This is a genomic window from Caballeronia sp. ATUFL_F1_KS4A, from assembly GCF_023630905.1.
Taxonomy (GTDB): Bacteria; Pseudomonadota; Gammaproteobacteria; order Burkholderiales; family Burkholderiaceae; genus Caballeronia; species Caballeronia zhejiangensis.
Genome location: NZ_JALQEB010000037.1, coordinates 257549 through 278235 on the forward strand (window position 1 = coordinate 257549; position 20687 = coordinate 278235).

Genomic DNA, 20687 nt, shown 5'->3' on the forward strand with positions numbered 1-20687 from the left:
AGACATGAGCATCAAAGTGTTCGATACGAAGGAAGTGCAGGACCTGCTGAAGGCCGCTGCGAACATCGGGAGTCAGGACGGCAATGCTCGCGCCAAAGAGATCACGCATCGCCTGTTGAGCGACCTCTTCAAGGCGATCGACGACCTCGACATGACGCCCGATGAAATCTGGGCCGGCGTCAATTATTTCAACAAGCTCGGTCAGGATGGCGAAGCGGCGTTGCTCGCCGCCGGCCTCGGTCTGGAGAAGTATCTCGACATCCGCATGGATGCCGCAGACCGCGAAGCCGATATCCACGGCGGCACGCCGCGCACCATCGAAGGCCCGCTGTATGTGGCCGGTGCGCCGGTGCGCGAGGGCGTGTCGAAGATCGATCTCGATCCCGATGCGAACGCCGGCCCGCTCGTCATTCGCGGCACGGTCACGGGTCACGATGGCAAGCCGGTTGCGAATGCGGTCGTCGAATGCTGGCACGCCAACTCGAACGGCTTCTACTCGCACTTCGACCCGACCGGCGCGCAAAGCGATTTCAATCTGCGCGGCGCAGTGAAAACGGGCGCGGACGGCAAGTACGAATTCCGCACGCTGATGCCGGTCGGCTACGGCTGCCCGCCGCACGGCGCGACGCAGCAACTGCTGAACTCGCTCGCGCGTCATGGCAATCGTCCGGCGCACGTGCACTTCTTCGCGACGAGCGAGAAGCATCGCAAGCTGACGACGCAGATCAACATCGAAGGCGATCCGCTGATCTGGGATGACTTCGCTTATGCGACTCGCGAAGAACTCGTTCCGCATGTCGTCGAAAAGACGGGCGGCACGGCGCTGGGGCTGAAGGCCGACGCGTACAACGAAATCGTGTTCGACATCCAGTTGACGCCGCTCGTGCAGGGCAAGGACAACCAGCTCGTCCAGCGCCCGCGCGCATCCGTCACCGCGTAATTACGCAACAGCGGCGGTCAGCCCGCCGCCGCCCGAATCTCCGTACGACCCCTTCGATACCGATGCATGCGCTCCGTCGCCGGAACGCGCATAGGGAGAACTCATATGTCCGCCATCACCGACAAAGCCACGCAGCTCGATGAACTGCTGCAAAACGCCGTCCAGGACGACAAGGAGAGTGGCATCTTCCGTTGCCGCCGCGACATCTTCACGAACGCCGATCTGTTCGATCTCGAGATGAAACACATCTTCGAGAGCAACTGGGTGTATCTCGCGCACGAAAGCCAGATCCCGAACAACAACGATTACTACACGACGTGGATCGGCCGTCAGCCCATCGTGGTGACGCGCGACAAGACCGGCGAGTTGCACGCGGTCATCAATGCATGCGCGCACAAGGGGGCGATGCTCTGCCGCCGCAAGCACGGCAACAAGGGCAGCTTCACCTGTCCGTTCCATGGCTGGACGTTCTCCAACACCGGCAAGCTGCTGAAGGTGAAGGACGAGAAGACGACCGAATACCCGATCCAGTTCAACACGCACGGCTCGCACGATCTGCGCCGCGTGCCGCGTTTCCAGAACTATCGCGGCTTTCTCTTCGGCAGCCTGAATGCGGATTCGATGCCGCTCGAAGACTATCTCGGCGAGACGAAGGTCATCATCGATCAGATCGTCGATCAGGCGCCGAACGGCCTCGAAGTCTTGCGCGGCAATTCCTCGTACATCTACGACGGCAACTGGAAGATGCAGATGGAAAACGGCTGCGACGGTTATCACGTCAGCACCGTGCATTGGAATTACGCCGCGACGATGGGCCGCCGCAAGATCGAAGGCACCAAGGCCGTCGATGCGAATAGCTGGAGCAAGTCGGTCGCGGGCGTGTACGGATTCGATCATGGCCACATCCTGTTGTGGACGAAGACGATGAATCCGGAAGTGCGGCCGGTGTATCAGCATCGCGAAGAGATCAAGGCGCGCGTGGGCGAAGTGCAGGCGGATTACATCGTCAATCAGACGCGCAATCTGTGCCTCTATCCGAACGTCTTTCTGATGGATCAGTTCAGCACGCAGATTCGCGTGGTGCGCCCGCTTGGCGTCGACAAGACCGAAGTCAGCATCTTCTGCTTCGCGCCGAAGGGCGAGAGCGCCGAAGATCGCGCGACGCGCATCCGTCAGTACGAAGACTTCTTCAACGTGACCGGCATGGGCACGAGCGACGACCTCGAGGAATTTCGCGCGTGCCAGTCGGGTTATGCGGGCATCACGGCGATGTGGAACGACCTCTCGCGCGGCGCGCCGCTTTGGGTCCACGGTCCTGACGAGAACGCGCAGAACATGGGTATCAAGCCGCTCATTTCGGGCGAGCGCAGCGAAGACGAAGGACTCTTCGTCGTGCAGCACGAATACTGGGTCAACGTGATGCGCGACGCGTTGAAGAAGGAACAAGGGGAGGCACTGGCATGAGCTTCGACTACCTGAAAATCTGCGCGACGCTGTATCGCGAAGCGCGTCTGCTCGACGATCGTCAATGGGACGAATGGCTCGGCTGCTATGCGGAAGACGTCACGTACTGGATGCCCGCATGGGACGACGACGATCAGATCACCGATGACCACGAAAGTCAGATCTCGTTGATGTATTACCCGGATCGCGGCGGCCTCGAAGATCGCGTGTTCCGCATCAAGACCGAGCGCAGTGGCGCTTCGATGCCCGAGCCGCGCACGAGCCACAACGTCACCAACGTGGAAGTGCTGGCCGAGCGCGAGAACGAAGTGGATGTGCGCTACAACTTCGACACGCTCAATCACCGCTACAAGATCACCGATCATTTCTTCGGCACGATCTTCGTGACGCTGCGCAAGGTCGACGACATTCTGGTGATTGCGCACAAGAAGATTGTGCTGAAGAACGACTATATCCGCCAGGTGCTCGACGTCTATCACGTCTGACACTCGCGGTGACGAGACAGGAAGTAGGAGGCAACATGTCCAGCTACAACATTGCACTGAATTTCGAAGACGGCGTGACGCGTTTTGTCGAATGCAAGGCGGGCGAGAAAGTTCTCGACGCCGCATTCCGCGCCAAGATCAATCTGCCGATGGATTGCTCCGACGGCGTGTGCGGCACCTGCAAATGCCGCGCCGAAAGCGGCAACTATGATCTCGGCGACGACTACATCGAAGACGCGCTTTCCGACGACGAAAAGGAAAGCGGTCTCGTGCTCACCTGCCAGATGGTGCCATCGAGCGATTGCGTGATCGCGGTCCCGGCATCGTCGGCGGCATGCAAGACCGCGCAGAGCAAGTTCGCCGCGACGGTCACGAAGATCGAGCCGCACAACGACGCCGCCGTCGTGCTCGAACTGGATGTGGATGCCGCTACGCCCGCGCCGGTTTTTCTGCCGGGCCAGTACGTGAATATCGATGTCCCGGGCAGCGGACAGCATCGTTCGTATTCGTTCTCGTCGGCGCCGGGCGCGACGAAGATCAGCTTTCTCATCAAGAAGATTCCCGGCGGCGTGATGAGCACATGGCTCGAATCCGCGCAGGCCGGTCACACGGTCGAGCTGACCGGTCCGCTCGGCAGTTTCTATCTGCGCGGGGTGGAGCGTCCGCTGCTGTTCCTCGCGGGCGGCACGGGTCTCGCGCCATTCCTCTCGATGCTCGAAGTGCTCGCACGCGCGAACTCGCAGCAGAAGATTCACCTCATCTATGGCGTGACGCGCGATCTCGATCTCGTGCAAGTCGAAGCGATCGAAGCCTATACGGCGCGGTTGCCGAACTTCACGTTCAGCACCGTCGTCGCGGATGCGGATTCGAACCATCCGCGCAAAGGCTGGGTGACGCAGCACATGCCCGCCGAATCGCTGAATGACGGCGATGTCGATGTGTATCTCTGCGGCCCGCCACCGATGGTCGATGCCGTGCGCAAGCACTTCGACGATAGCGGCGTGAAGCCCAACAGCTTCCACTACGAGAAGTTCACGCCCAACGCCGCGCCGGTGGCAGCATGAACACGCAACGATTTGCCGGCAAGGTGATGGTCGTGACCGGCGCGGCGCAGGGCATCGGGCGCGGCGTGGCGCTGCGTGCGGCGGCGGAAGGCGCGAAGGTGGTGCTCGTCGATCGCGCGGACTTCATCGGGGAAGTGGCCGCCGAAGCGCAGGGCGCGGATACGGCCGGCTTCGTCGCCGACATGGAAACGTATGAAGGCGCGGCATCCGCGATGGCGTTCGCGGCGCGCACGTTCGGCGGCATCGATATCCTGATCAACGGCGTCGGCGGCGCGATTCGCATGCGTCCGTTTGCCGAATTCGAACCCGCGCAGATCGACGCCGAAATCCGGCGCTCGCTCATGCCGACGCTCTACGCGTGCCATGCCGTGTTGCCCCATATGCTCGAACGCGGGCGCGGAACCATCGTGAACGTGTCTTCGAACGCGACGCGCGGGATTCGTCGCGTGCCGTATTCGGCGGCGAAAGGCGGCGTCAACGCAATGACGCAGGCGCTCGCGATGGAATACGGCGAGCGCAACATCCGCGTGGTCGCAGCCGCGCCGGGCGGCACCGAAGCGCCCGCGCGACGCGTGCCGCGCAATGCGAGCGGCGACAGCGAGCAGGAAAAAGTCTGGATGGGCGAAGCGGTGAAGCAGGTCACCGAATCGACGTTCTTCAAACGCTACGGCACGCTGGACGAACAGATCGCGCCGATTCTCTTCCTCGCATCGGACGAAGCGAGCTATATCACCGGCGCGGTATTGCCCGTCGCCGGCGGCGATAACGGCTGATCTCACGGGAGACGCAATCATGAGTGAACGCAAGGCAATCGTTCCCGCGGGAATGGAAGCGGTCTACGAAAAGATCCGCTATGCGCCCGCGATCAAGGCCGGCAATACGATCTACGTGTCCGGGCAGATTGGACGCGATGCGAACATGCAACTGGTCGAAGACCGCGAAGCGCAGATCGTGCAGGCTTTCGACAATCTCGAGCTCGTGCTCGAAGCGGCGGGTGCTTCGTTGAGCGATGTCGTCGACGTGACGAGCTTTCATACCGACATGCGCGATCTGCCGTTGTTCATGCAGGTGCGCGAGCGTTATCTGAACACGCATCCGCTGCCGGCGTGGACCGCGATCGGCGCGCATATGCTCGGTGGTTCCGCGGGTTATATCGTCGAAATCAAGGCGGTCGCCGTAGTGACGGCGAGCGCGTCGTAACACGCAAGAAACGTCAACGTAAAAAGAACCGGCCTTGCTGCGCCATGCACGCAGCAAGGAGAACGCGCGCGCGTTCATCGTTCCGCCTGATCAATACATTAAAAATCGCGGAATCAAAGCAAGTCCTACATCCTTGGAGACACCCATGCGGCAAATAGACGTGCAAAAGCTATGCGACGATGCCCGGTTCAGCAAGTTTCATTTGCTGCTTCTGTTCTGGTGCGCGCTCATCATCATCTTCGACGGATACGATCTCGCGGTCGTCGGGATCGCGCTTCCGTCGATCATGAGCGACATGGGCATTCAGCCGACGAGCGCTGGATTCATGGTGAGTTCCGCGCTGCTCGGCATGATGATCGGCGCGGTGTTTCTCGGCACGATTGCCGACAGGATCGGCCGCGTGCCCGCCATCGTCATTTGTCTGCTGCTGTTCAGCGTATTCACGGCCGCGGCCGGATTGACGCGCGATCCCGTGACGTTCGGCATCGCGCGCTTTCTCGCGGGACTGGGCATCGGCGGCGTCATGCCGAATGTCGTCGCGCAAATGACCGAGTATTCGCCGCGCAAGATCCGCAGCACGATGGTGACGCTGATGTTCAGCGGATATTCCGTCGGCGGCATGCTCGCGGCGCTCGTCGGCAAGGGGATGATCGAGCGCTACGGCTGGCAATCCGTCTTCATCGCGGCGGGCCTTCCGGCGCTGCTCGCGCCTGTGATCCTCAAGTACATGCCCGAGTCGCTCGCATTCCTCGTGCGAAACGAACGCGCGGCGCGCCTGAAGGACATTCTTTCGCGCGTCGATCCGCGCTATGTGCCGCAAGAGGCCGACCGCTTCGCGCTTTCCGATCGCGAAGCCGCGCCCGGTTCGCCGATCGCGCGACTCTTCGCCGAAGGACGCGGCATGAGCACCGTCATGTTGTGGATCGCGTTCTTCATGTGCCTCTTCATGGTCTACGCGCTGAGTTCGTGGCTGACGAAACTGATGGCTGGCGCGGGGCACAGCCTCGGCTCGGCGCTCACGTTCGTGCTCGTTCTGAACTTCGGCGCGATGATCGGCGCGATCGGCGGCGGATGGCTCGCGGACCGCTTCAACATCAAGTACGTGCTGATCGCCATGTACGCGCTCGCCGCGATTTCCATCAGCCTGTTGGGCGTGAAGGTGCCGGTCGGCGTGCTGTTTTTCCTGGTGGGTCTCGCGGGCGCATCGACGATCGGCACGCAGATCGTCACGTATGCGTTCGCCGGTCAGTTCTATCCGACCGCGATCCGCTCGACGGGCATCGGCTGGGCGTCTGGCATCGGGCGCAGCGGGGCGATTCTCGCGCCTATCGTGATCGGCTTTCTCGTGAGCAAGGCGTTGCCGCTGCAGCAGAACTTCGTCGCCATCGCGGTGCCCGGCGTCATCGCGATGCTTGCCGTTTGTCTGATCGATGCGCGTCGTTCGCGCAATGACGCCATCGCCGTGGCCGCCGCCGATCCGGCGTAACGACGCGTGCGCCCGGCAGTCACTCCTTCGCGGGCTTCGGTTGCCGGGCCTTCTGCGGCTCGGATGGAGCGCCGCGCTGCGTCGGCGCGCGCGTGCAGGCATCGGGCGGCGTGACATAAGGCACGTCGTGGCAGCAGCACGCATAGACCGGAAAGCCGTACGCGTTCGTGCGGACGATGGTCGTCGGTCCATGCAACGGACACACCGCTTTCATGCAGCCTCCTGAAAATGAAAACGCAGTCAATCAGGTGGTTTCATGTTACTCGCGATATGCGCGTGCGCTTGATTCAAGTCAATCGGAGCCGCGGGCGTCCCGATAGAGTGAGAGCGTCGATTCACGTCACGCGCCACGCAACGGAGTTCGCAGATGAAAGCACTCGTCTATCACGGCCCCGGCATCAAGTCGCTCGACGAGCGGCCGAAACCCGCGCTCGCCGCCGCCACCGATGCGATCGTTCGCGTGACGCGCACGACCATCTGCGGAACCGATCTGCACATTCTCAAGGGCGATGTTCCCACCTGCGAGCCCGGCCGCGTGTTGGGTCACGAAGGCGTGGGCGTCGTCGAGGACGTCGGCGCGGCGGTGTCGACGTTCAAGCCGGGCGATCGCGTGCTGATCTCGTGCATTTCGTCGTGCGGAAAGTGCGAGGCCTGCCGACGCGGCATGTATTCGCACTGCGCGACGGGCGGCTGGATTCTCGGCCACAAGATCGACGGCACGCAGGCCGAATACGTGCGCATCCCGCACGCGGATACGAGCCTCTATCCGATTCCGGCAGATGTCGAGGAAGAGGCGCTCGTCATGCTCTCCGACATTCTTCCGACGGGCTTCGAATGCGGCGTGCTCAACGGGCGCGTGCAGCCGGGCAGCACGGTCGCGATAGTCGGCGCGGGGCCGGTCGGTCTCGCCGCCTTGCTCACCGCGCAGTTCTACGCGCCGGCGCAGATCGTCATGATCGATCGCGACGCGCATCGGCTCGAAATCGCGCGCACGTTCGGCGCGAGCGCGTGCATCGACATCGCGCGCACGGAGGCCGTCGCCGAGATCATGCGTCTGTCCGATGGCGCGGGCGTCGATTGCGCCGTCGAAGCGGTCGGCGTGCCGGCGACCTTCGAGCTGTGCCAGCAGATCGTCGCGGCGGGCGGCACCATCGCGAATGTCGGCGTGCATGGCGTGAAGGCCGATCTGCATCTCGAATCGCTCTGGGATCGCAACATCAGCATCACGACGCGTCTCGTCGATACGGTCAGCACGCCGATGCTGCTCAAGACCGTGCGCGCGGGGCGGCTGCAGCCGAAGCAGCTCATCACGCACCGCTTCACGCTCGCGCGCGCGCTCGACGCTTACGACACCTTTGGCCGCGCGGCGGAAACGAACGCGCTGAAGGTCATCATCGAAATTTGAAGTGGGCGGCCTTCAGCGGGAAGCCGTGCGGGCCGGAAAACGATGTACCGCAAAATCCTGGTTGCGCTCGATGGCAGCGAGTGCTCGCAACGCGCGCTCGACGAAGCGATCCGCATCGGCGCGCGTGCGCGAGTGAATGTCGTGTACGTGATCGACGTGGCCGCGCTTTCGTCGTATCCGGCGCAGTATCGCGTGAACGTGCGCGAGGAAGGCGGGCACGCGCTCGATATCGCGTATGCGCGCGTGATCGATGCGGGCATCGAATGCGAAACGGAACTCGCGGAGACGCGCAACGTCACCGATACGATCGCGAAGTGCCTGCAGCGCCGCGCGGTGCACATGCCCGCGGATCTCGTCGTGATGGGCACGCATGGCCGGACCGGGTTGCGCAGGCTCGCGCTCGGCAGCGTCGCGGAAGCGTTCGTCAGACGCTCGACGTGTCCGGTGCTGCTCACGCGCGCACCGAAGCATGTCGCGAAAGACGCGTGAGCCACGACGAGTGAGGCGCGCCCGCGCGATGGCCTGACCGGAGAACAATGACATGGGCCTCGGAATGCAGATCGCCTGCCTCGGCTTCGCGGGCTCGAGCGCGATCGAACGCGAAGCGGGCGTCGAACTCGTGCGGCTTGCGGGCGTCGCGAAAGACATCGTCGATTGCAGGCTCACGATCAAGGCGTCGCTCGATCGCGCGGGACGCACCGTCTTCGACGCGCAACTGGTTCTGCTCACGCGCGATTCCGAGCAGGTCACGGTGCAACGCAGCACACACGCCGACGTGAACGCGGCGCTGCGTCATACATTCGATGACGCCGTTCAGCTGCTGCTTCAGCGCGGCGCGCCAGACGCGATTTGATCCAGATCAATACGCGCTCCGAAACCGTGGCCAAGACTAAGTGGATATGCGCTGCGCCGGCTCGCGTCGCATCAACGTTCCACGAGGTATCGGCATGATCGTTACGTTTCCGAGTCAGCCGCCCGTCTATCAGGGCGATGTCCCTTCGCTCACTTTCGCCGCCTTCGCGGACGGTGAGCCGATCGAGTGCACCATTTCGGCCGAAGCGCTGGAGGATCACTTCGGCGCGGCGTCGTGGCGTGAGGAAGATCTGCAGCAGGCGTTCGAGAGCCATCGCTCGTCGATAGAAGGCGCCGCCGAACATGTGCTGAGCCGCGTCGGCGGCACGTCGGTGATGCTGCGCAGCGGATTTTTCCGCTTTCGCGAAGCGCGCGCTCAGACTGCTTCGAGCCGCGCCTGATCGAGGATCCGCACGTCCTTGCCGCGCGCGTCGATCACGCCGGCCTTTTGCAGCCGCGAGAACATGCGGCTGACGGTTTCGATCTTCAGCCCGAGATAGCTGCCGATTTCCTCGCGCGTCATGCGCAGCACGAATTGCGCGGGCGAATAGCCGCGCGCCTTCATGCGCGTCGACAGATTGAGCAGGAAGGCCGCGACGCGCTGCTCCGCCGTCATCGTGCCGAGCAGCATCATCAGATTGGATTCGCGCACGATCTCGCCGCACATCATGCGATGAACGTGATGCTGCACCGCCTTCACTTCGCGGCACAGCAATTCGAGCAGATCGAACGGAACGATGCAGACGACGCTGTCTTCCAGCGCGATGGCGTCGCACGCGTGGCGGTCGGTGCTCACGCCGTCGAACCCGAGGGGCTCGGCCGCCAGATGAAAGCCCGTGACCTGCTCGTGTCCTTCGCGATGCATGACGACGGTCTTGAAGCAGCCGCTGCGCAGCGCATAGAGACTCTGGAAGGGATCGCCGCTGCGGAAAAGCGTTTCGCCGCGCCGCACGAAGCGCGTCGAGCTGATCATCGCGTCGAGACGCTGATAATCGACCGGCGACAAGCCGGACGGCATGCAGATGCGCTTCATCGAACACGTCGAGCAACGCGTGCTCGGCGGCTTCGCGTCGACGTGCATGCCGGGACTGTCTGCGCTCGCGGAAATCATGCTGCGCCTCCTGTCGAACCGGATCGCGCATCGACGCGCGATCCCGCATGTCACCTGTCCAATTATGGAGTGCGCTGTCTCGAAAAAATGTCGGTGCTGGCTGATCGTGCCGTAGGCATTCGGGAAGACGTGTAGGGAAATGCCGACACGCGCCGCTTCGATTCAGGCGCTGTCGTCGTCGAAAAGCTGATGGCGCACCGCGTAGCGCACGAGCGCGGCTTCGTGGGGAATCTGCATTTTTTCGAGGATGCGCGCCTTGTAGGTGCTGATGGTCTTCGCGCTCACGCACAACGCCTCGCCGATATCGCTGATGGATTCGCCCGCGCACAGCCGCCGGAACACTTCGAACTCGCGGTTCGACAATCGCTGATGCGGTAGCGCATCGTCAGGTTCGGTGAGGCTTTGCGCGAAGCGTTCGGCCATCGCGAGGCTCACGTACGCGCCGCCCGACGCGACCTTGGCGACCGCCGCGACCAGCTCCGCGCTCGCGCTTTCCTTCGTCAGATAGCCCGACGCGCCGGCCTTGAACGCGCGCGCGGCGTATTGCTGCTCGGCGTGCATCGTGAGCACGAGAATGCGCAGCGCGGGCTTTTCGTCCTTGATCTGCTTGAGCAGGTCGAGGCCGCTGCGGCCGGGCATCGACAGATCGAGCACGAGCACGTCTGCCTCCGTTGCGCGCACGAGCGCGAGCGTGCCCGGCCCGTCGCTCGCTTCGCCGGCGACCTCGAAGCCGTGCGCGTTCGCGAGGATATGGCGCAGGCCGTCGCGCACGAGCGCGTGGTCATCGGCGATCAGGACTTTCGTCGTCATGGATTCGGTTCTTCCGTTTCGCGGCCCGGCACCAGCAGAACGGGACACCGCGACAGCCGAGCGAAACCTTCCGCGACGCTGCCGAGCACGATCCGCCGCAAGCCGCGCCGCCCGTGCGTGCCCATGACGACGAGATCGGCGCGGAAATCGTCGGCGCAATGACGGATGCGCTGCGGGATGTCATCGCCGAGATACTCGACTTCGCACACGCGCGGCGTGCCCTTGACGCCCGCTTGCGTCATGCGCTCCGTGGCCGTCGCAGCGAGCCGCCGGCCTTCCTCCAGCAATGCGTCGCGCAGGCCGGGATAGAACGCGCTCGTGGCGTCGTAGGAAACGGGCTGCATGTCGACGACGAAGAGCGGCTGAATTTGCGCCGCGCTCGCGCTTGCGATCCTGATCGCCTCATCGAGGGCGTGGAGGGAAGTCGGGCTGCCGTCGATGGGCACGAGAATGCGGTTGTACATGACGATCTCCTGATCCGGTGTGTTGGCGCGTCGCGGGTGTGCGATCGAGTCTACGGACGGCGTATGCAAAACGGTTGACGCAAGTCAAGGAACGGACCCGTCATCGGCGGGGCGATGAAGCGGAATGTCCACGACGACGCGAAAGCCTTCGCCCGGCGCGCTGCGAAACTCGATGACGCCGCCCAGTTGCCGCACGCGCTCGCCCATGCCGAGCAGGCCGAACGTGCCCGCCGCGCGCGGCCGTTCGATATCCGCGCCGCGGCCGTCATCCTCGATCGTCAGCGTGCAGCGCGCATACGCGCAGACGATCGCGATGCGAACTTCCGATGCCCGCGCGTGGCGCACGACGTTCGTCAGCGCTTCCTGCACGAGCCGGAAGAGCGACGTGGACGCAGTCGCCTCGAAGCCGTCCTCGTCGCCTTCGATATCCAGATGGATCGTCAGATCGTAGCGGCGGCGGTAATCGCAAACGAGCCAGTCGATTGCGGCGAAAAGGCCGAGATCGTCGAGCACGGGCGGACGCAGGCCCGCCGCGATGCGTCGCAGCGAACCGATGATCGTGTCGATTTGCGTGAGCGCCTGCTGTTTGAAGCGCGCGTTCGGCGCGGTGCTGTCGAGAATCGACAACTGCATTTTGAGCGCGGCAAGCTGCTGGCCGAGATCGTCGTGCAACTCGCGGGCAATCGACGCGCGCTCGTTTTCCAGCGCCGTCTGTACGTGCGCGGAGAGCTCGCGCGCATGCTGCAGTTCCGTGAGCCGCAAGCGGTCGGTCATGTCGCGCGTGACTTTGGCGAAGCCGATCAGACTACCCGACGGATCGTGCAACGCGGTGATGACGACGTTCGCCCAGAAGCGGCTGTCGTCTTTGCGGATGCGCCAGCCTTCGTCCTCGACGCGGCCCACGCGCGCCGCCGTCGAGAGGGCGTTGTGCGGCTTGCGCGCGGCGATATCGTCGCCCGGATAGAAGACGGAAAAATGACGGCCGACGATATCGCTCGCGTCATAGCCCTTGATCCGCCGCGCGCCGTTGTTCCAGGTCGCGACGTGGCCGTGCGCGTCGAGCAGGAAGATCGCGTAGTCCTCGACCGCTTCGACCAGCAGACGGAAAGGTGCGACCGTCAGCAGCGAAGGCGTGTTGCCGGGTTCGGTCGCGGAGCAGTCGATCATCGTTGCAATGGGCGGATGCGCTTGCAACGTCGACGCGTTGCGGCGCTATTGCTTCATCATCTGAAAGGGCGGCAAGGGCAGCTCGTCGCCGTCGAGAAACGCGGTCGCGCAGCGCACCGCGAAGCCGAGCGCGCCGTCCTTGCTTGCGAATGCGCCGAGATTGCCGAGCGAGGTGGCATGGCCGTCCTCTTCGAGAATCGACGCGGTCGCGACGAACGCGTTGCCTACACGGGTGGCGGAGGGCTTAAAAGCCGCTCCCCGATGATAGATGATCATAGATTTGACCGGTGGAGATGATCGAAAGGCTTATGCGGCAGGCATGCCGCGGCGTGAGAGCGAATGCGCGCGGATCAGCGCGGGTTCTGCACTGACTGTCGATAGTCGATCTCGGCCATGCCGTAAGCGAACGCGTAGCGCACCGCGCCCGTTTCGCTGGCGAATTCGCCGAGCATTCCGCTCGAACGGCGCGTGCCGTCCGGTTCTCGCACGATGAGCATCGCCGCGTATCTGTCCTGCTCCGGGACGGCGGTCGCGCTCAGTACGTGCCCTTTGTAGATCACGTCGTCGGGTCGATTCATTGCTCTCTCAGGTTCTAATGTTTTGCCGGCGTGGCAATTCTGACGTTTGCCTACATTCCGTAAGCAGTAAGCCTAACCGTTCAATTTTTGTCGCTTAATCCGATTTAAGCTTTTTTACTTTTCCCATGCAAATGCTTAAGTCCGACCAATCGGGCGGGCATCGGGTCGCGCCTCTGCGCATCGCGTTGAACAGTCTCGATACCGACTTCGCCGCGACGACGTACATCGCGCCGGAGAGCCCCGAATCGGAGCGCATCAGCAGATCGGCTGCGAAAAGCGCCGCGATCGCGACGAGCGGGTGGCACATCACCTGAGCGGTCAAGCGTTTCATCTGCGTCTCACCTCGAAAACATCTGTCGAAATCGGGCAAGACCGCACAGTGCTGCGATAGCGATACGAATCGGGTCCCGTCCTGAGCCTTACTGTGCCTTTAACGTCCGCTTGCAGTCCTGCCCGCACGTCCGCGCTGGCTGCCCGATCGTCCGGGTTTTTTTCCGCTGTCTGCGAATTCGTGAGACGCATACATACAGCCCGCCGACCGTTCCGCCAAAGCCTAGCGTTCAGCCGACCGTCGTCCACTTTTTTAAGCCGTTGCAGACAATAATCGCGACTGCACCGGGGCCGGCCCCTCCTGAACGGAGATCGCAGATGAAAGGGCATTTATCGGTTGGCGTGATCGCAGTCGCTATCGCAGCAATCATCGGTGGATGCAGCGGAGGAAGCTCCTCCGATCCGTCCTCGACATCCGGCGGCTCCGCGTCGGCATCCGGTCCCGCGTCGGCGTCGAGCCCAGCGTCGGCATCCAGTCCTTCGGCCGCATCGTCGGCAAACGGCGCGAGCGCGCCCGCGAGCGCAAGCGCTCCCGCGACGAACTCGCCGTCCGCATCGACTCCGATGGATGTCACCACGTATCACAACGACATCCGCCGCACCGCGCAGCAGCTCGCCGAGACCCGGCTCACGCTCGCCAGCGTGAAGTCGTCCACGTTCGGCAAGCTCGGCTTCTATGCCGTCGATGGCGCCGTCGATGCGCAACCGCTCTTTCTGGCCAACGTGCCGATCGCGGGCGGCACGCATAACGTGCTGTACGTCGCGACCGAGAACGCGACCCTCTACGCGTTCGATGCCGACACCGGCGCCGTGCTCTGGCAAGTCTCGACGCTCGGCGCGGGCGAAGTGCCGAGCGACGATCACGGCTGCGACCAGACCACGCCGAAAATCGGCATCACGGCGACGCCGGTCATCGACCGCTCGCGCGGGCCCAACGGCGTGATCTATGTCGTCGGCATGTCGAAGGACAGCGGCGGCGCGTATCACCAGCGCATCCACGCCATCGACATCGCAACGGGCGGCGAACTGTTCGGCGGCCCGACCGAAATCACCGGCTCGTATCCTGGCACCGGATCGGGCAGCGTGAACGGCGTCGTGCCGTTCACGCCGGGCCAGTACATCGAGCGCGCGTCGCTGCTGCTGCTGAACGGCGTCGTCTATACGGCGTGGAGCTCGCATTGCGACACGCTGCCGTATACCGGCTGGCTCATCGGCTACAGCGCGGACACGCTCAAGCAGACGGGCATCCTGAACGTCACGCCGAACGGCGAGATGGGCGGCATCTGGATGGGCGGCGCGGGCCTGGCATCGGACGGCACGTCGATCTATTTCCTCGACGGCAACGGCACGTTCGACGCGACCATCAACGCGCAGGACATGCCGATCAGGAACAACTTCGGCAACGGCTTCCTCAAGGTCACGCCGAGCGCGACGTTCGCGCTTCAGGTCAACGATTACTTCGAGCCGTCGAACACCGTGGTGGAATCGAACCAGGATCTGGATCTCGGCTCGGGCGGCGTGCTCGTGCTGCCCGATGTCACCGACATCAACGGCAACGTGCAGCATCTCGCGATAGGCGGCGGCAAGACGCGCGTCCTCTACGTCGTGAACCGCGATTCGATGGGCAAGTTCGATTCGAACGCGGATCACATCTATCAGCCGCTTTACTCGACGATCACCGGTCCGATGTTCACCGCGCCGGCGTTCTACAACAACACGATCTACGTCGGCCCGGCGGGCGATCATCTGAAGGCGCTGCCCGTCGTCAACGCGATGGTCGCGACGAGCGCATCGAGCCAGACGACGAGTCCCGCGGGCAACTGGAATTTTCCGGGCCTCGCGCCGGTCATTTCCGCGAATGGCAATACCGACGGCATCGTATGGGGCGTCGAGAACACCACGCCGACCGCCGTGCTGCATGCCTACGACGCGAGCAATCTCGCGATCGAGCTTTACAACAGCAATCAGGCGGGCACGCGCGATCAGTTCGGCAACAACAAGTTCATCTCGCCGACGGTCGCGAACGGCAAGGTCTACGTCGGCACGAAGACGGGCGTGATGGTGTTCGGTCTGCTCGGCGGATGACTGGCGCGGGTCGGGGCCGCATCGATATAAGATCGCGTTACCTCGACCCATGGAGCTTCCGATGCAACTGACCCGTCTTCTCGTTCCGACGTTCGTGCAGACGTTGAAGAACCTGTCGGCGTGGCTCGATAAAGCCGCTGCATTTCAGCACGAGAAAGGCGCGAATCCCGACGCGCTGATGACCTTGCGTCTCGCGCCCGACATGTTTCCGCTCGCCGCGCAAGTGCGCTTCGTGTGCTTTCAGGCACAGGAACCGGTGTACCGGCTGCGCGGCGAAGACCTGCCGCAGACAGTGCTGCGCGTGCGGAAAGAAGGCGCGCATTCGAACGAAGCGCCGGGCACGTTCGCCGATGCGCAAGCCTGCATCGCCGATGCGATCGCATTGCTCTCGAACCTCACTTCCGATGCGCTCGACGCCGGAACCGGCGAGCCGATCGCGCTCGATCTGCCGAACGGCATCGTCTTCGACATGACCGGCGAGCAATACGCGCGCGACTGGTCGCTGCCGCAGTTCTATTTCCACGCGATGACCGCTTACGCGATCCTGCGCAACCACGGCGTGCCGCTCGGCAAGCCGGATTACGTGGCGCACATGTTCTCGTATATCCGGCCCGGCACGCTGCCCCAATCGGGCTGAATCCGCGCGACTTCGGCACAATGCTTGCGCAGACACGAACTACGACCTTGCGCCATGCGACCCGCCGACCCGAACGTTTCTCCCGCCCTCGAATGCCGCCGCCTGACGAAAACCTACGGCAGCGGCCGCATCGTGCTCGACGCGCTCGACTTCGCGCTCGGCGCGGGCGAGTTCGTCGCGATCATGGGCGACTCGGGCGTCGGCAAATCGACGCTGCTCAATCTGATCGCGGGCCTCGACACCGCCGATAGCGGCGACGTGCTGATCGACGGCGCATCGATCTCGACGCTTCCCGACGACGCCGCCACGCGCCTACGCCGGCAAAAGCTCGGCTTCGTGTTCCAGGCGTTTCACGTCCTGCCGCATCTGACGCTGTATCAGAACGTCGCGGTGCCGCTGCTGCTGAACGGCATGCCGCCCGCGCCCGCGCGCGCCATGCTCGCGGCGGTCGGCCTCGACGGACGCGGCGATGACATGCCGCGCCAGCTTTCCGGCGGCGAGTTGCAGCGCGTGGCGATTGCGCGCGCGCTGGTGCATCGGCCGCGCCTCATTCTCGCCGATGAACCCACCGGCAATCTCGATCCGCAGACCGCGCACGAAGTGCTCGAATTGCTGCGCGCCGAAACCAAGGCGACGCGCGCCGCGACGGTGATGGTCACGCATTCCGAAGCGGCGGCCGCGTTCGCGGATCGCGTCGTGATTCTGCGCGACGGCGCCTTGCACGCCGCGACGCTCGCCCGATGAGCGATATCGCCGCCGGATGCGGATTCTTCGACACGCTCACGCGCTGGCTGCTCGGCGCGCAATGGCGCAGCCATCGCGGACGCGCGCTCGTCGCCATGCTGACGATCGCGCTCGGCGTCGGGCTCGGTTATGCGGTGCAACTCATCAACGGCGCGGCGTTCAACGAGTTTTCCGCCGCCGCGCGCAGCCTTTCCGGTCAAGCCGACTTGCAAGTGCGCGGCGCGCAGCCTTTCATCGACGAGAGCGTTTATCCGCGGCTCGCGACGCGCGCGGGCGTGGCCGCCGCGAGTCCGGTGCTCGAACTCGATGTCGCCGTGCCCGGCAAGAACGCGCCGCTCAAGGTGCTCGGCATCGACGTGTTCCGCGCGAAGCGCATCGCGCCGGACCTGACCGGCGTGCCCTCGCCGGAAGCATCGTTCGATGTTCTCGCCGATGACGCGATCTTTCTTTCGCCCGCCGCGCTCGCCTGGCTCGGCGCGCGCGATGGCGGACGCATCGAATTGCAAAGCGGCACGTCGCCGGTGACGTTGCGCGTCGCGGGCGGCATCGCGCGAACGCGTCCCGGCCAGCGCATCGCGGTGATGGATATCGCCGCCGTGCAGAACCGCTTCGGCATGGCGGGCAAGCTATCGCGCGTGGATGTGCAACTCGCGCGCGGCGTCGATCGCGATGCGTTCCGCGAGACGCTGCAACGCGAACTCGGCGCGCGGCTCGTCGTGACCGGCACGCAGGATATCGAGAGCCGGACGGACCGGCTGTCGCGCGCGTATCGCATCAATATGAACGTGCTCGCGCTCGTCGCGCTGTTTACCGGCGCGTTTCTCGTGTTCTCGACGCAAGCCGCGGGCGTCGTGCGCCGTCGCGCGCAATTCGCGATGCTGCGCGTGCTCGGCATGACGCGCGCATCGCTCGTGCGGCAGATCATGCTCGAAGGCGCGCTGCTCGGCGTGGTGGGCGGCGTGCTCGGCATCGCGCTCGGCTTCACGGTCGCGGCGCTCGCGTTGCGCTTTTTCGGCAGCGATCTCGGCGGCGGATATTTTCCGGGCGTCGAGCCGCGCGTCGTCTTCGATCCGCTAGCGAGCGCGATCTTTCTCGCGCTGGGCATCGGCGTCGCGCTCGCGGGCACGCTCGTTCCCGCGCTCGAAGCGGCGCGCGCCCGGCCCGCGCCCGCGTTGAAGGCGGGCAGCGAAGAAGCCGCGCTCGCACCGCTCGGCACGCCGTGGCCCGCGCTCGCGTGCCTCGCGGCAGGCGCGGCGCTGACGCAGGCGCCGCCCGTTTTCGATGCGCCCATCGGCGGTTATCTCGCCGTCGCGCTGCTGCTCGTCGGCGGCATCGCGCTGATGCCGCGTGTCACGGCAGTCGTGTTCCGCCGCGCGATGAAACCGCGCAACGCCGTCGCGACGCTCGCGCTCGCGCGTCTCGCCAATGCGCCCGGGCAGGCATCGATCGCGATGGGCGGCGTGCTGTCGAGCTTCACGCTGATCGTCGCGATGGCGATCATGGTGACGAGCTTTCGCGTGTCCGTCGAAGACTGGCTCGCGCATCTGCTGTCGGCGGATCTTTATGTGCGGATCGCATCGAGCGGCGACACGGGCGGCTTGCAGCCCGATCAGCAAACGCAGATCGCAGCAGTCGATGGCGTCGCGCACGCGGCGTTCACGCGCGCGACGAAGCTGACGCTCGATCCCGCGAAGCCGCCGGTCGCGCTGATCGCGCGCGAGCTCGACGCCGCCGATCCCGGCGCGACGTTGCAGATGACCGGCGATGCGTTGCCGCCATCCGCGTGGCGCGCGGGCGAAACGCCCGTCTGGGCCTCGGAAGCGATGGCCGATCTGTATGGCTATCGCGTGGGCGAGCGCGTGAGCTTGCCCGTCGGCGGCGCGGGCGAGCGTTTCGTCGTCGCGGGCATATGGCGCGACTACGTGCGGCAGACGGGCGCGCTGCAAATGCGTATCGCGGACTATCGGCGGCTGACCGGCGACACGGCCGCCACCGACATCGCCATTACGTTGCGCGCGGGTTCGGGCGCGGCGCAGGTCATCGACGCGATCAAAAAGCTGCCCTTCGGCGGCGCGCTCGAATTCTCGCAACCGGGCGAGATCCGCGCGCGCACGCTGACCATTTTCGACCGCAGTTTCGCCGTGACGTATCTGCTCGAAGCGGTCGCGATCGTCATCGGGCTGTTCGGCGTCGGCGCGACGTTTTCGATGCAGACGCTCGCGCGCTCGCGCGAATTCGGCATGCTGCGGCACGTCGGCGTGACGCGCGCGCAGATTCTCGGGCTGCTCGCTTCGGAAGCGGGCTGGCTCACGCTGCTCGGCATCGCGATGGGCTGCGTGCTCGGCTTCGCGATCAGCCTGATTCTCGTGTTCGTCGTGAATCCGCAGTCGTTTCACTGGAGCATGTCGCTGCACATTCCGTCGACGATGATCGCGGCGATCGCGTGCGTGATGATGGTGTCGTCGTGCGCGACGGCGGTGCTGTCGGGCCGGCGCGCCGTGTCGGTCGATGCGGTGCGCGCCGTGCGGGAGGACTGGTGATGCGCGCGCTGCTTTTCGCGTTGATGCTCATGTCGATGACCGCATTCGCCGGCGAGCCGAAGTTCGCGCCCGTCGCGCCCGGCCACGTCATCGACTGGCCGAAGGACAGCGGCGCGCATCCGCCGTATCGCACGGAATGGTGGTACGCGACCGGCTGGCTCGAGACGGCGGAGCACCAGCCGCTCGGGTTTCAGATCACGTTCTTTCGCTCGAACACCGGTAAGAAGCACGGCAAGAGCGCGTTCGATCCGTCGCAACTCGTCATCGCGCATGCGGCGTTGTCCGATCCCGCGTACGGGCGGCTCGCGCACGATCAGAACATCGCGCGGCAGGGCTTCGGTCTAGCGTACGCGAAGGAAGGCAACACCGACGTCAAGCTCGACGCATGGCGCATGTCGCGCGCGGCGGACGGCAGCTACACGGTCATCGCCGATGCCGCCGGATTCGCGCTCCATCTCACCTTCACGCCGACGCAGCCGCCGATGTTCCAAGGCGAAGGCGGCTACTCGCGCAAAGGGCCTTCGCCGGAGCAGGCGAGCTATTACTACAGCGAGCCGCAGCTCAAGGTGACGGGCAGCGTCGTGCGGCCATCGTCATCGGCAAAGGCGAATGCGGGCGTCGCCGTGACGGGCCGTGCCTGGCTCGATCACGAATGGTCGAGCACGTTGCTGCCATCCGATGCGGCCGGCTGGGACTGGCTCGGCGCGAATCTCGACGACGGCTCCGCGCTGATGGCCTTCAAGGTCCGCGCCCGCGACGGCCATTCGGTCTGGGCGCACGCCGCTTTGCGCGATCGCGACGGCCGCACCCGACAATTCGGCCCCGGCGATGTGGAATTCACGCCCGAGCGCGAGTGGCGCTCGCCACGCACGAACACGACGTATCCGGTGGCGATGAACCTGCGCGTCGGCGCAATGCGTTGGCGGCTGACTCCGCTCATCGACGATCAGGAACTCGACTCGCGCGATTCGACCGGCGCGCTGTACTGGGAAGGCGCGGTCACGCTCGACGGCGACGGCGGAAAAGGACGCGGATATCTCGAACTGACGGGATACGCAAGGACGATCGAGATCGAAAAGCGGTGAAGTGGCGGCATCCTCGTGCAACTGTAGCGAAACTTCGTACAAAAGCGTAAAAAGGGGCAGCTTAAGCTTCGTTTAAGAAAAGTCTCATAGTCTCGCTCGACACGCCTCCGCCGTCTCGCCTTTCCATGTCAGCGCGCCTTTTTGTCCAAAGATCCCCGACGATTTACCCGCTTTCGCGGCAGATCGAATGACGCGCGGGTTTCCCGACGCTCGCGGCCCGCGCCGCGCCTTCTGATCCCT

25 protein-coding genes are annotated in these 20687 nt (G+C 64.4%); 17 read left to right on the top strand and 8 right to left on the bottom strand.

The genetic code is table 11. From position 1 onward, the window contains the following. The first annotated feature begins 4 nt into the window (after positions 1 to 4). The 7 genes from catA (at position 5) to NCS03_RS24830 (ending at position 6639) form a co-directional block, all read left to right on the top strand. Entirely contained in the window at positions 5 to 940 is a 936-nt protein-coding gene (gene catA, locus NCS03_RS24800; protein WP_008347586.1) for a catechol 1,2-dioxygenase, read from the top strand. Positions 941 to 1045: 105 nt separating this feature from the next. Continuing rightward, positions 1046 to 2404 carry a Rieske 2Fe-2S domain-containing protein gene (locus NCS03_RS24805; RefSeq protein WP_033536408.1) on the top strand — a complete coding sequence of 453 codons (1359 nt, stop codon included), beginning with the start codon at positions 1046 to 1048 and terminating at the stop codon, positions 2402 to 2404. Beyond that, on the top strand, positions 2401 to 2889 hold the full coding sequence (benB, locus tag NCS03_RS24810; RefSeq protein WP_008347590.1) for a benzoate 1,2-dioxygenase small subunit: 489 nt from the start codon (positions 2401 to 2403) through the stop codon (positions 2887 to 2889). Before NCS03_RS24805 ends, benB begins: the two co-directional genes overlap by 4 nt. 35 nt (positions 2890 to 2924) lie before the next feature. Continuing rightward, positions 2925 to 3953, top strand: coding sequence for a benzoate 1,2-dioxygenase electron transfer component BenC (gene benC, locus NCS03_RS24815; RefSeq protein WP_250530006.1), 1029 nt, complete (start codon positions 2925 to 2927; stop codon positions 3951 to 3953). Beyond that, positions 3950 to 4726 (top strand): benzoate diol dehydrogenase BenD, encoded by a 777-nt coding sequence (gene benD, locus NCS03_RS24820; RefSeq protein WP_250458636.1) that lies wholly within the window; start codon positions 3950 to 3952, stop codon positions 4724 to 4726. Before benC ends, benD begins: the two co-directional genes overlap by 4 nt. Before the next feature lie 19 nt (positions 4727 to 4745). After that, positions 4746 to 5153, top strand: a complete 408-nt coding sequence (locus NCS03_RS24825; protein ID WP_033536407.1) for a RidA family protein — start codon at positions 4746 to 4748, stop codon at positions 5151 to 5153. A gap of 145 nt (positions 5154 to 5298) precedes the next feature. Next, the gene (locus NCS03_RS24830) at positions 5299 to 6639 is read left to right on the top strand and encodes an MFS transporter (RefSeq protein WP_008347599.1); all 1341 of its coding nucleotides are present in this window, start codon (positions 5299 to 5301) and stop codon (positions 6637 to 6639) included. A gap of 19 nt (positions 6640 to 6658) precedes the next feature. Here the strand turns inward: NCS03_RS24830 and NCS03_RS24835 are convergent, their stop codons facing one another. After that, on the bottom strand, positions 6659 to 6853 hold the full coding sequence (locus tag NCS03_RS24835) for a hypothetical protein (RefSeq protein WP_008347602.1): 195 nt from the start codon (positions 6851 to 6853) through the stop codon (positions 6659 to 6661). Positions 6854 to 7006: 153 nt separating this feature from the next. Here NCS03_RS24835 and NCS03_RS24840 point away from each other — a divergent pair, with 153 nt between their 5' ends. The 4 genes from NCS03_RS24840 (at position 7007) to NCS03_RS24855 (ending at position 9297) form a co-directional block, all read left to right on the top strand. Continuing rightward, entirely contained in the window at positions 7007 to 8044 is a 1038-nt protein-coding gene (locus NCS03_RS24840) for a zinc-dependent alcohol dehydrogenase family protein (protein WP_250530007.1), read from the top strand. 42 nt (positions 8045 to 8086) lie between these two features. After that, a complete protein-coding gene (locus tag NCS03_RS24845; protein WP_008347606.1) occupies positions 8087 to 8533 on the top strand; it encodes a universal stress protein in 447 nt (148 codons plus the stop codon). 52 nt (positions 8534 to 8585) lie between these two features. Beyond that, positions 8586 to 8897, top strand: a complete 312-nt coding sequence (locus tag NCS03_RS24850; RefSeq protein ID WP_239294878.1) for a hypothetical protein — start codon at positions 8586 to 8588, stop codon at positions 8895 to 8897. 94 nt (positions 8898 to 8991) lie between these two features. Further along, positions 8992 to 9297, top strand: a complete 306-nt coding sequence (locus NCS03_RS24855; protein WP_008347608.1) for a DUF1488 family protein — start codon at positions 8992 to 8994, stop codon at positions 9295 to 9297. Here NCS03_RS24855 and fnr read toward each other — a convergent pair. The 6 genes from fnr to NCS03_RS24885 form a co-directional block, all read right to left on the bottom strand. Further along, positions 9273 to 10007 carry a fumarate/nitrate reduction transcriptional regulator Fnr gene (fnr, locus tag NCS03_RS24860; protein WP_051078981.1) on the bottom strand — a complete coding sequence of 245 codons (735 nt, stop codon included), beginning with the start codon at positions 10005 to 10007 and terminating at the stop codon, positions 9273 to 9275. The two genes, NCS03_RS24855 and fnr, sit on opposite strands and share 25 nt — an antisense overlap. Positions 10008 to 10169: 162 nt before the next feature. After that, on the bottom strand, positions 10170 to 10817 hold the full coding sequence (locus NCS03_RS24865; RefSeq protein WP_008347611.1) for a response regulator: 648 nt from the start codon (positions 10815 to 10817) through the stop codon (positions 10170 to 10172). Continuing rightward, the gene (locus NCS03_RS24870; RefSeq protein ID WP_008347612.1) at positions 10814 to 11281 is read right to left on the bottom strand and encodes a universal stress protein; all 468 of its coding nucleotides are present in this window, start codon (positions 11279 to 11281) and stop codon (positions 10814 to 10816) included. Before NCS03_RS24870 ends, NCS03_RS24865 begins: the two co-directional genes overlap by 4 nt. Before the next feature lie 84 nt (positions 11282 to 11365). Next, complete coding sequence (locus NCS03_RS24875; RefSeq protein ID WP_250530008.1) at positions 11366 to 12475, bottom strand: PAS domain-containing sensor histidine kinase; 1110 nt, start codon at positions 12473 to 12475, stop codon at positions 11366 to 11368. 18 nt (positions 12476 to 12493) lie between these two features. Further along, positions 12494 to 12724 (bottom strand): hypothetical protein, encoded by a 231-nt coding sequence (locus NCS03_RS24880; RefSeq protein WP_008347614.1) that lies wholly within the window; start codon positions 12722 to 12724, stop codon positions 12494 to 12496. A 74-nt stretch (positions 12725 to 12798) separates the two neighbouring features. Further along, complete coding sequence (locus NCS03_RS24885) at positions 12799 to 13026, bottom strand: hypothetical protein (protein WP_008347615.1); 228 nt, start codon at positions 13024 to 13026, stop codon at positions 12799 to 12801. 131 nt (positions 13027 to 13157) lie between these two features. Here NCS03_RS24885 and NCS03_RS24890 point away from each other — a divergent pair, with 131 nt between their 5' ends. Then, a complete protein-coding gene (locus NCS03_RS24890) occupies positions 13158 to 13340 on the top strand; it encodes a hypothetical protein (RefSeq protein WP_144403708.1) in 183 nt (60 codons plus the stop codon). 246 nt (positions 13341 to 13586) lie between these two features. Here the strand turns inward: NCS03_RS24890 and NCS03_RS24895 are convergent, their stop codons facing one another. Further along, complete coding sequence (locus tag NCS03_RS24895; RefSeq protein ID WP_235366246.1) at positions 13587 to 13934, bottom strand: hypothetical protein; 348 nt, start codon at positions 13932 to 13934, stop codon at positions 13587 to 13589. Here NCS03_RS24895 and NCS03_RS24900 point away from each other — a divergent pair. From NCS03_RS24900 to NCS03_RS24920, 5 genes are all read left to right on the top strand, one after another. Further along, entirely contained in the window at positions 13921 to 15441 is a 1521-nt protein-coding gene (locus tag NCS03_RS24900; RefSeq protein WP_235366245.1) for an outer membrane protein assembly factor BamB family protein, read from the top strand. The two genes, NCS03_RS24895 and NCS03_RS24900, sit on opposite strands and share 14 nt — an antisense overlap. Positions 15442 to 15502: 61 nt before the next feature. Beyond that, positions 15503 to 16078: a DUF1993 domain-containing protein gene (locus NCS03_RS24905; RefSeq protein ID WP_008347619.1), complete on the top strand. Its 576-nt coding sequence runs from the start codon at positions 15503 to 15505 to the stop codon at positions 16076 to 16078. Between the two features lie 54 nt (positions 16079 to 16132). Further along, the gene (locus NCS03_RS24910; RefSeq protein WP_008347621.1) at positions 16133 to 16822 is read left to right on the top strand and encodes an ABC transporter ATP-binding protein; all 690 of its coding nucleotides are present in this window, start codon (positions 16133 to 16135) and stop codon (positions 16820 to 16822) included. Beyond that, complete coding sequence (locus NCS03_RS24915) at positions 16819 to 19362, top strand: FtsX-like permease family protein (RefSeq protein ID WP_250530009.1); 2544 nt, start codon at positions 16819 to 16821, stop codon at positions 19360 to 19362. Before NCS03_RS24910 ends, NCS03_RS24915 begins: the two co-directional genes overlap by 4 nt. Further along, positions 19362 to 20447, top strand: coding sequence for a lipocalin-like domain-containing protein (locus NCS03_RS24920; protein ID WP_250530010.1), 1086 nt, complete (start codon positions 19362 to 19364; stop codon positions 20445 to 20447). Before NCS03_RS24915 ends, NCS03_RS24920 begins: the two co-directional genes overlap by 1 nt. Positions 20448 to 20687: the final 240 nt, after the last annotated feature.

What these genes read in the sequence shown, in the direction of transcription:
- catA (WP_008347586.1), top strand. Translation starts at nt 5, where the DNA reads ATGAGCATCAAAGTGTTCGATACGAAGGAAGTGCAGGACCTGCTGAAG.
- NCS03_RS24805 (WP_033536408.1), top strand. Translation starts at nt 1,046, where the DNA reads ATGTCCGCCATCACCGACAAAGCCACGCAGCTCGATGAACTGCTGCAA.
- benB (WP_008347590.1), top strand. Translation starts at nt 2,401, where the DNA reads ATGAGCTTCGACTACCTGAAAATCTGCGCGACGCTGTATCGCGAAGCG.
- benC (WP_250530006.1), top strand. Translation starts at nt 2,925, where the DNA reads ATGTCCAGCTACAACATTGCACTGAATTTCGAAGACGGCGTGACGCGT.
- benD (WP_250458636.1), top strand. Translation starts at nt 3,950, where the DNA reads ATGAACACGCAACGATTTGCCGGCAAGGTGATGGTCGTGACCGGCGCG.
- NCS03_RS24825 (WP_033536407.1), top strand. Translation starts at nt 4,746, where the DNA reads ATGAGTGAACGCAAGGCAATCGTTCCCGCGGGAATGGAAGCGGTCTAC.
- NCS03_RS24830 (WP_008347599.1), top strand. Translation starts at nt 5,299, where the DNA reads ATGCGGCAAATAGACGTGCAAAAGCTATGCGACGATGCCCGGTTCAGC.
- NCS03_RS24835 (WP_008347602.1), bottom strand. Translation starts at nt 6,853, where the DNA reads ATGAAAGCGGTGTGTCCGTTGCATGGACCGACGACCATCGTCCGCACG.
- NCS03_RS24840 (WP_250530007.1), top strand. Translation starts at nt 7,007, where the DNA reads ATGAAAGCACTCGTCTATCACGGCCCCGGCATCAAGTCGCTCGACGAG.
- NCS03_RS24845 (WP_008347606.1), top strand. Translation starts at nt 8,087, where the DNA reads ATGTACCGCAAAATCCTGGTTGCGCTCGATGGCAGCGAGTGCTCGCAA.
- NCS03_RS24850 (WP_239294878.1), top strand. Translation starts at nt 8,586, where the DNA reads ATGGGCCTCGGAATGCAGATCGCCTGCCTCGGCTTCGCGGGCTCGAGC.
- NCS03_RS24855 (WP_008347608.1), top strand. Translation starts at nt 8,992, where the DNA reads ATGATCGTTACGTTTCCGAGTCAGCCGCCCGTCTATCAGGGCGATGTC.
- fnr (WP_051078981.1), bottom strand. Translation starts at nt 10,007, where the DNA reads ATGATTTCCGCGAGCGCAGACAGTCCCGGCATGCACGTCGACGCGAAG.
- NCS03_RS24865 (WP_008347611.1), bottom strand. Translation starts at nt 10,817, where the DNA reads ATGACGACGAAAGTCCTGATCGCCGATGACCACGCGCTCGTGCGCGAC.
- NCS03_RS24870 (WP_008347612.1), bottom strand. Translation starts at nt 11,281, where the DNA reads ATGTACAACCGCATTCTCGTGCCCATCGACGGCAGCCCGACTTCCCTC.
- NCS03_RS24880 (WP_008347614.1), bottom strand. Translation starts at nt 12,724, where the DNA reads ATGATCATCTATCATCGGGGAGCGGCTTTTAAGCCCTCCGCCACCCGT.
- NCS03_RS24885 (WP_008347615.1), bottom strand. Translation starts at nt 13,026, where the DNA reads ATGAATCGACCCGACGACGTGATCTACAAAGGGCACGTACTGAGCGCG.
- NCS03_RS24890 (WP_144403708.1), top strand. Translation starts at nt 13,158, where the DNA reads ATGCTTAAGTCCGACCAATCGGGCGGGCATCGGGTCGCGCCTCTGCGC.
- NCS03_RS24900 (WP_235366245.1), top strand. Translation starts at nt 13,921, where the DNA reads ATGGATGTCACCACGTATCACAACGACATCCGCCGCACCGCGCAGCAG.
- NCS03_RS24905 (WP_008347619.1), top strand. Translation starts at nt 15,503, where the DNA reads ATGCAACTGACCCGTCTTCTCGTTCCGACGTTCGTGCAGACGTTGAAG.
- NCS03_RS24910 (WP_008347621.1), top strand. Translation starts at nt 16,133, where the DNA reads ATGCGACCCGCCGACCCGAACGTTTCTCCCGCCCTCGAATGCCGCCGC.
- NCS03_RS24915 (WP_250530009.1), top strand. Translation starts at nt 16,819, where the DNA reads ATGAGCGATATCGCCGCCGGATGCGGATTCTTCGACACGCTCACGCGC.
- NCS03_RS24920 (WP_250530010.1), top strand. Translation starts at nt 19,362, where the DNA reads ATGCGCGCGCTGCTTTTCGCGTTGATGCTCATGTCGATGACCGCATTC.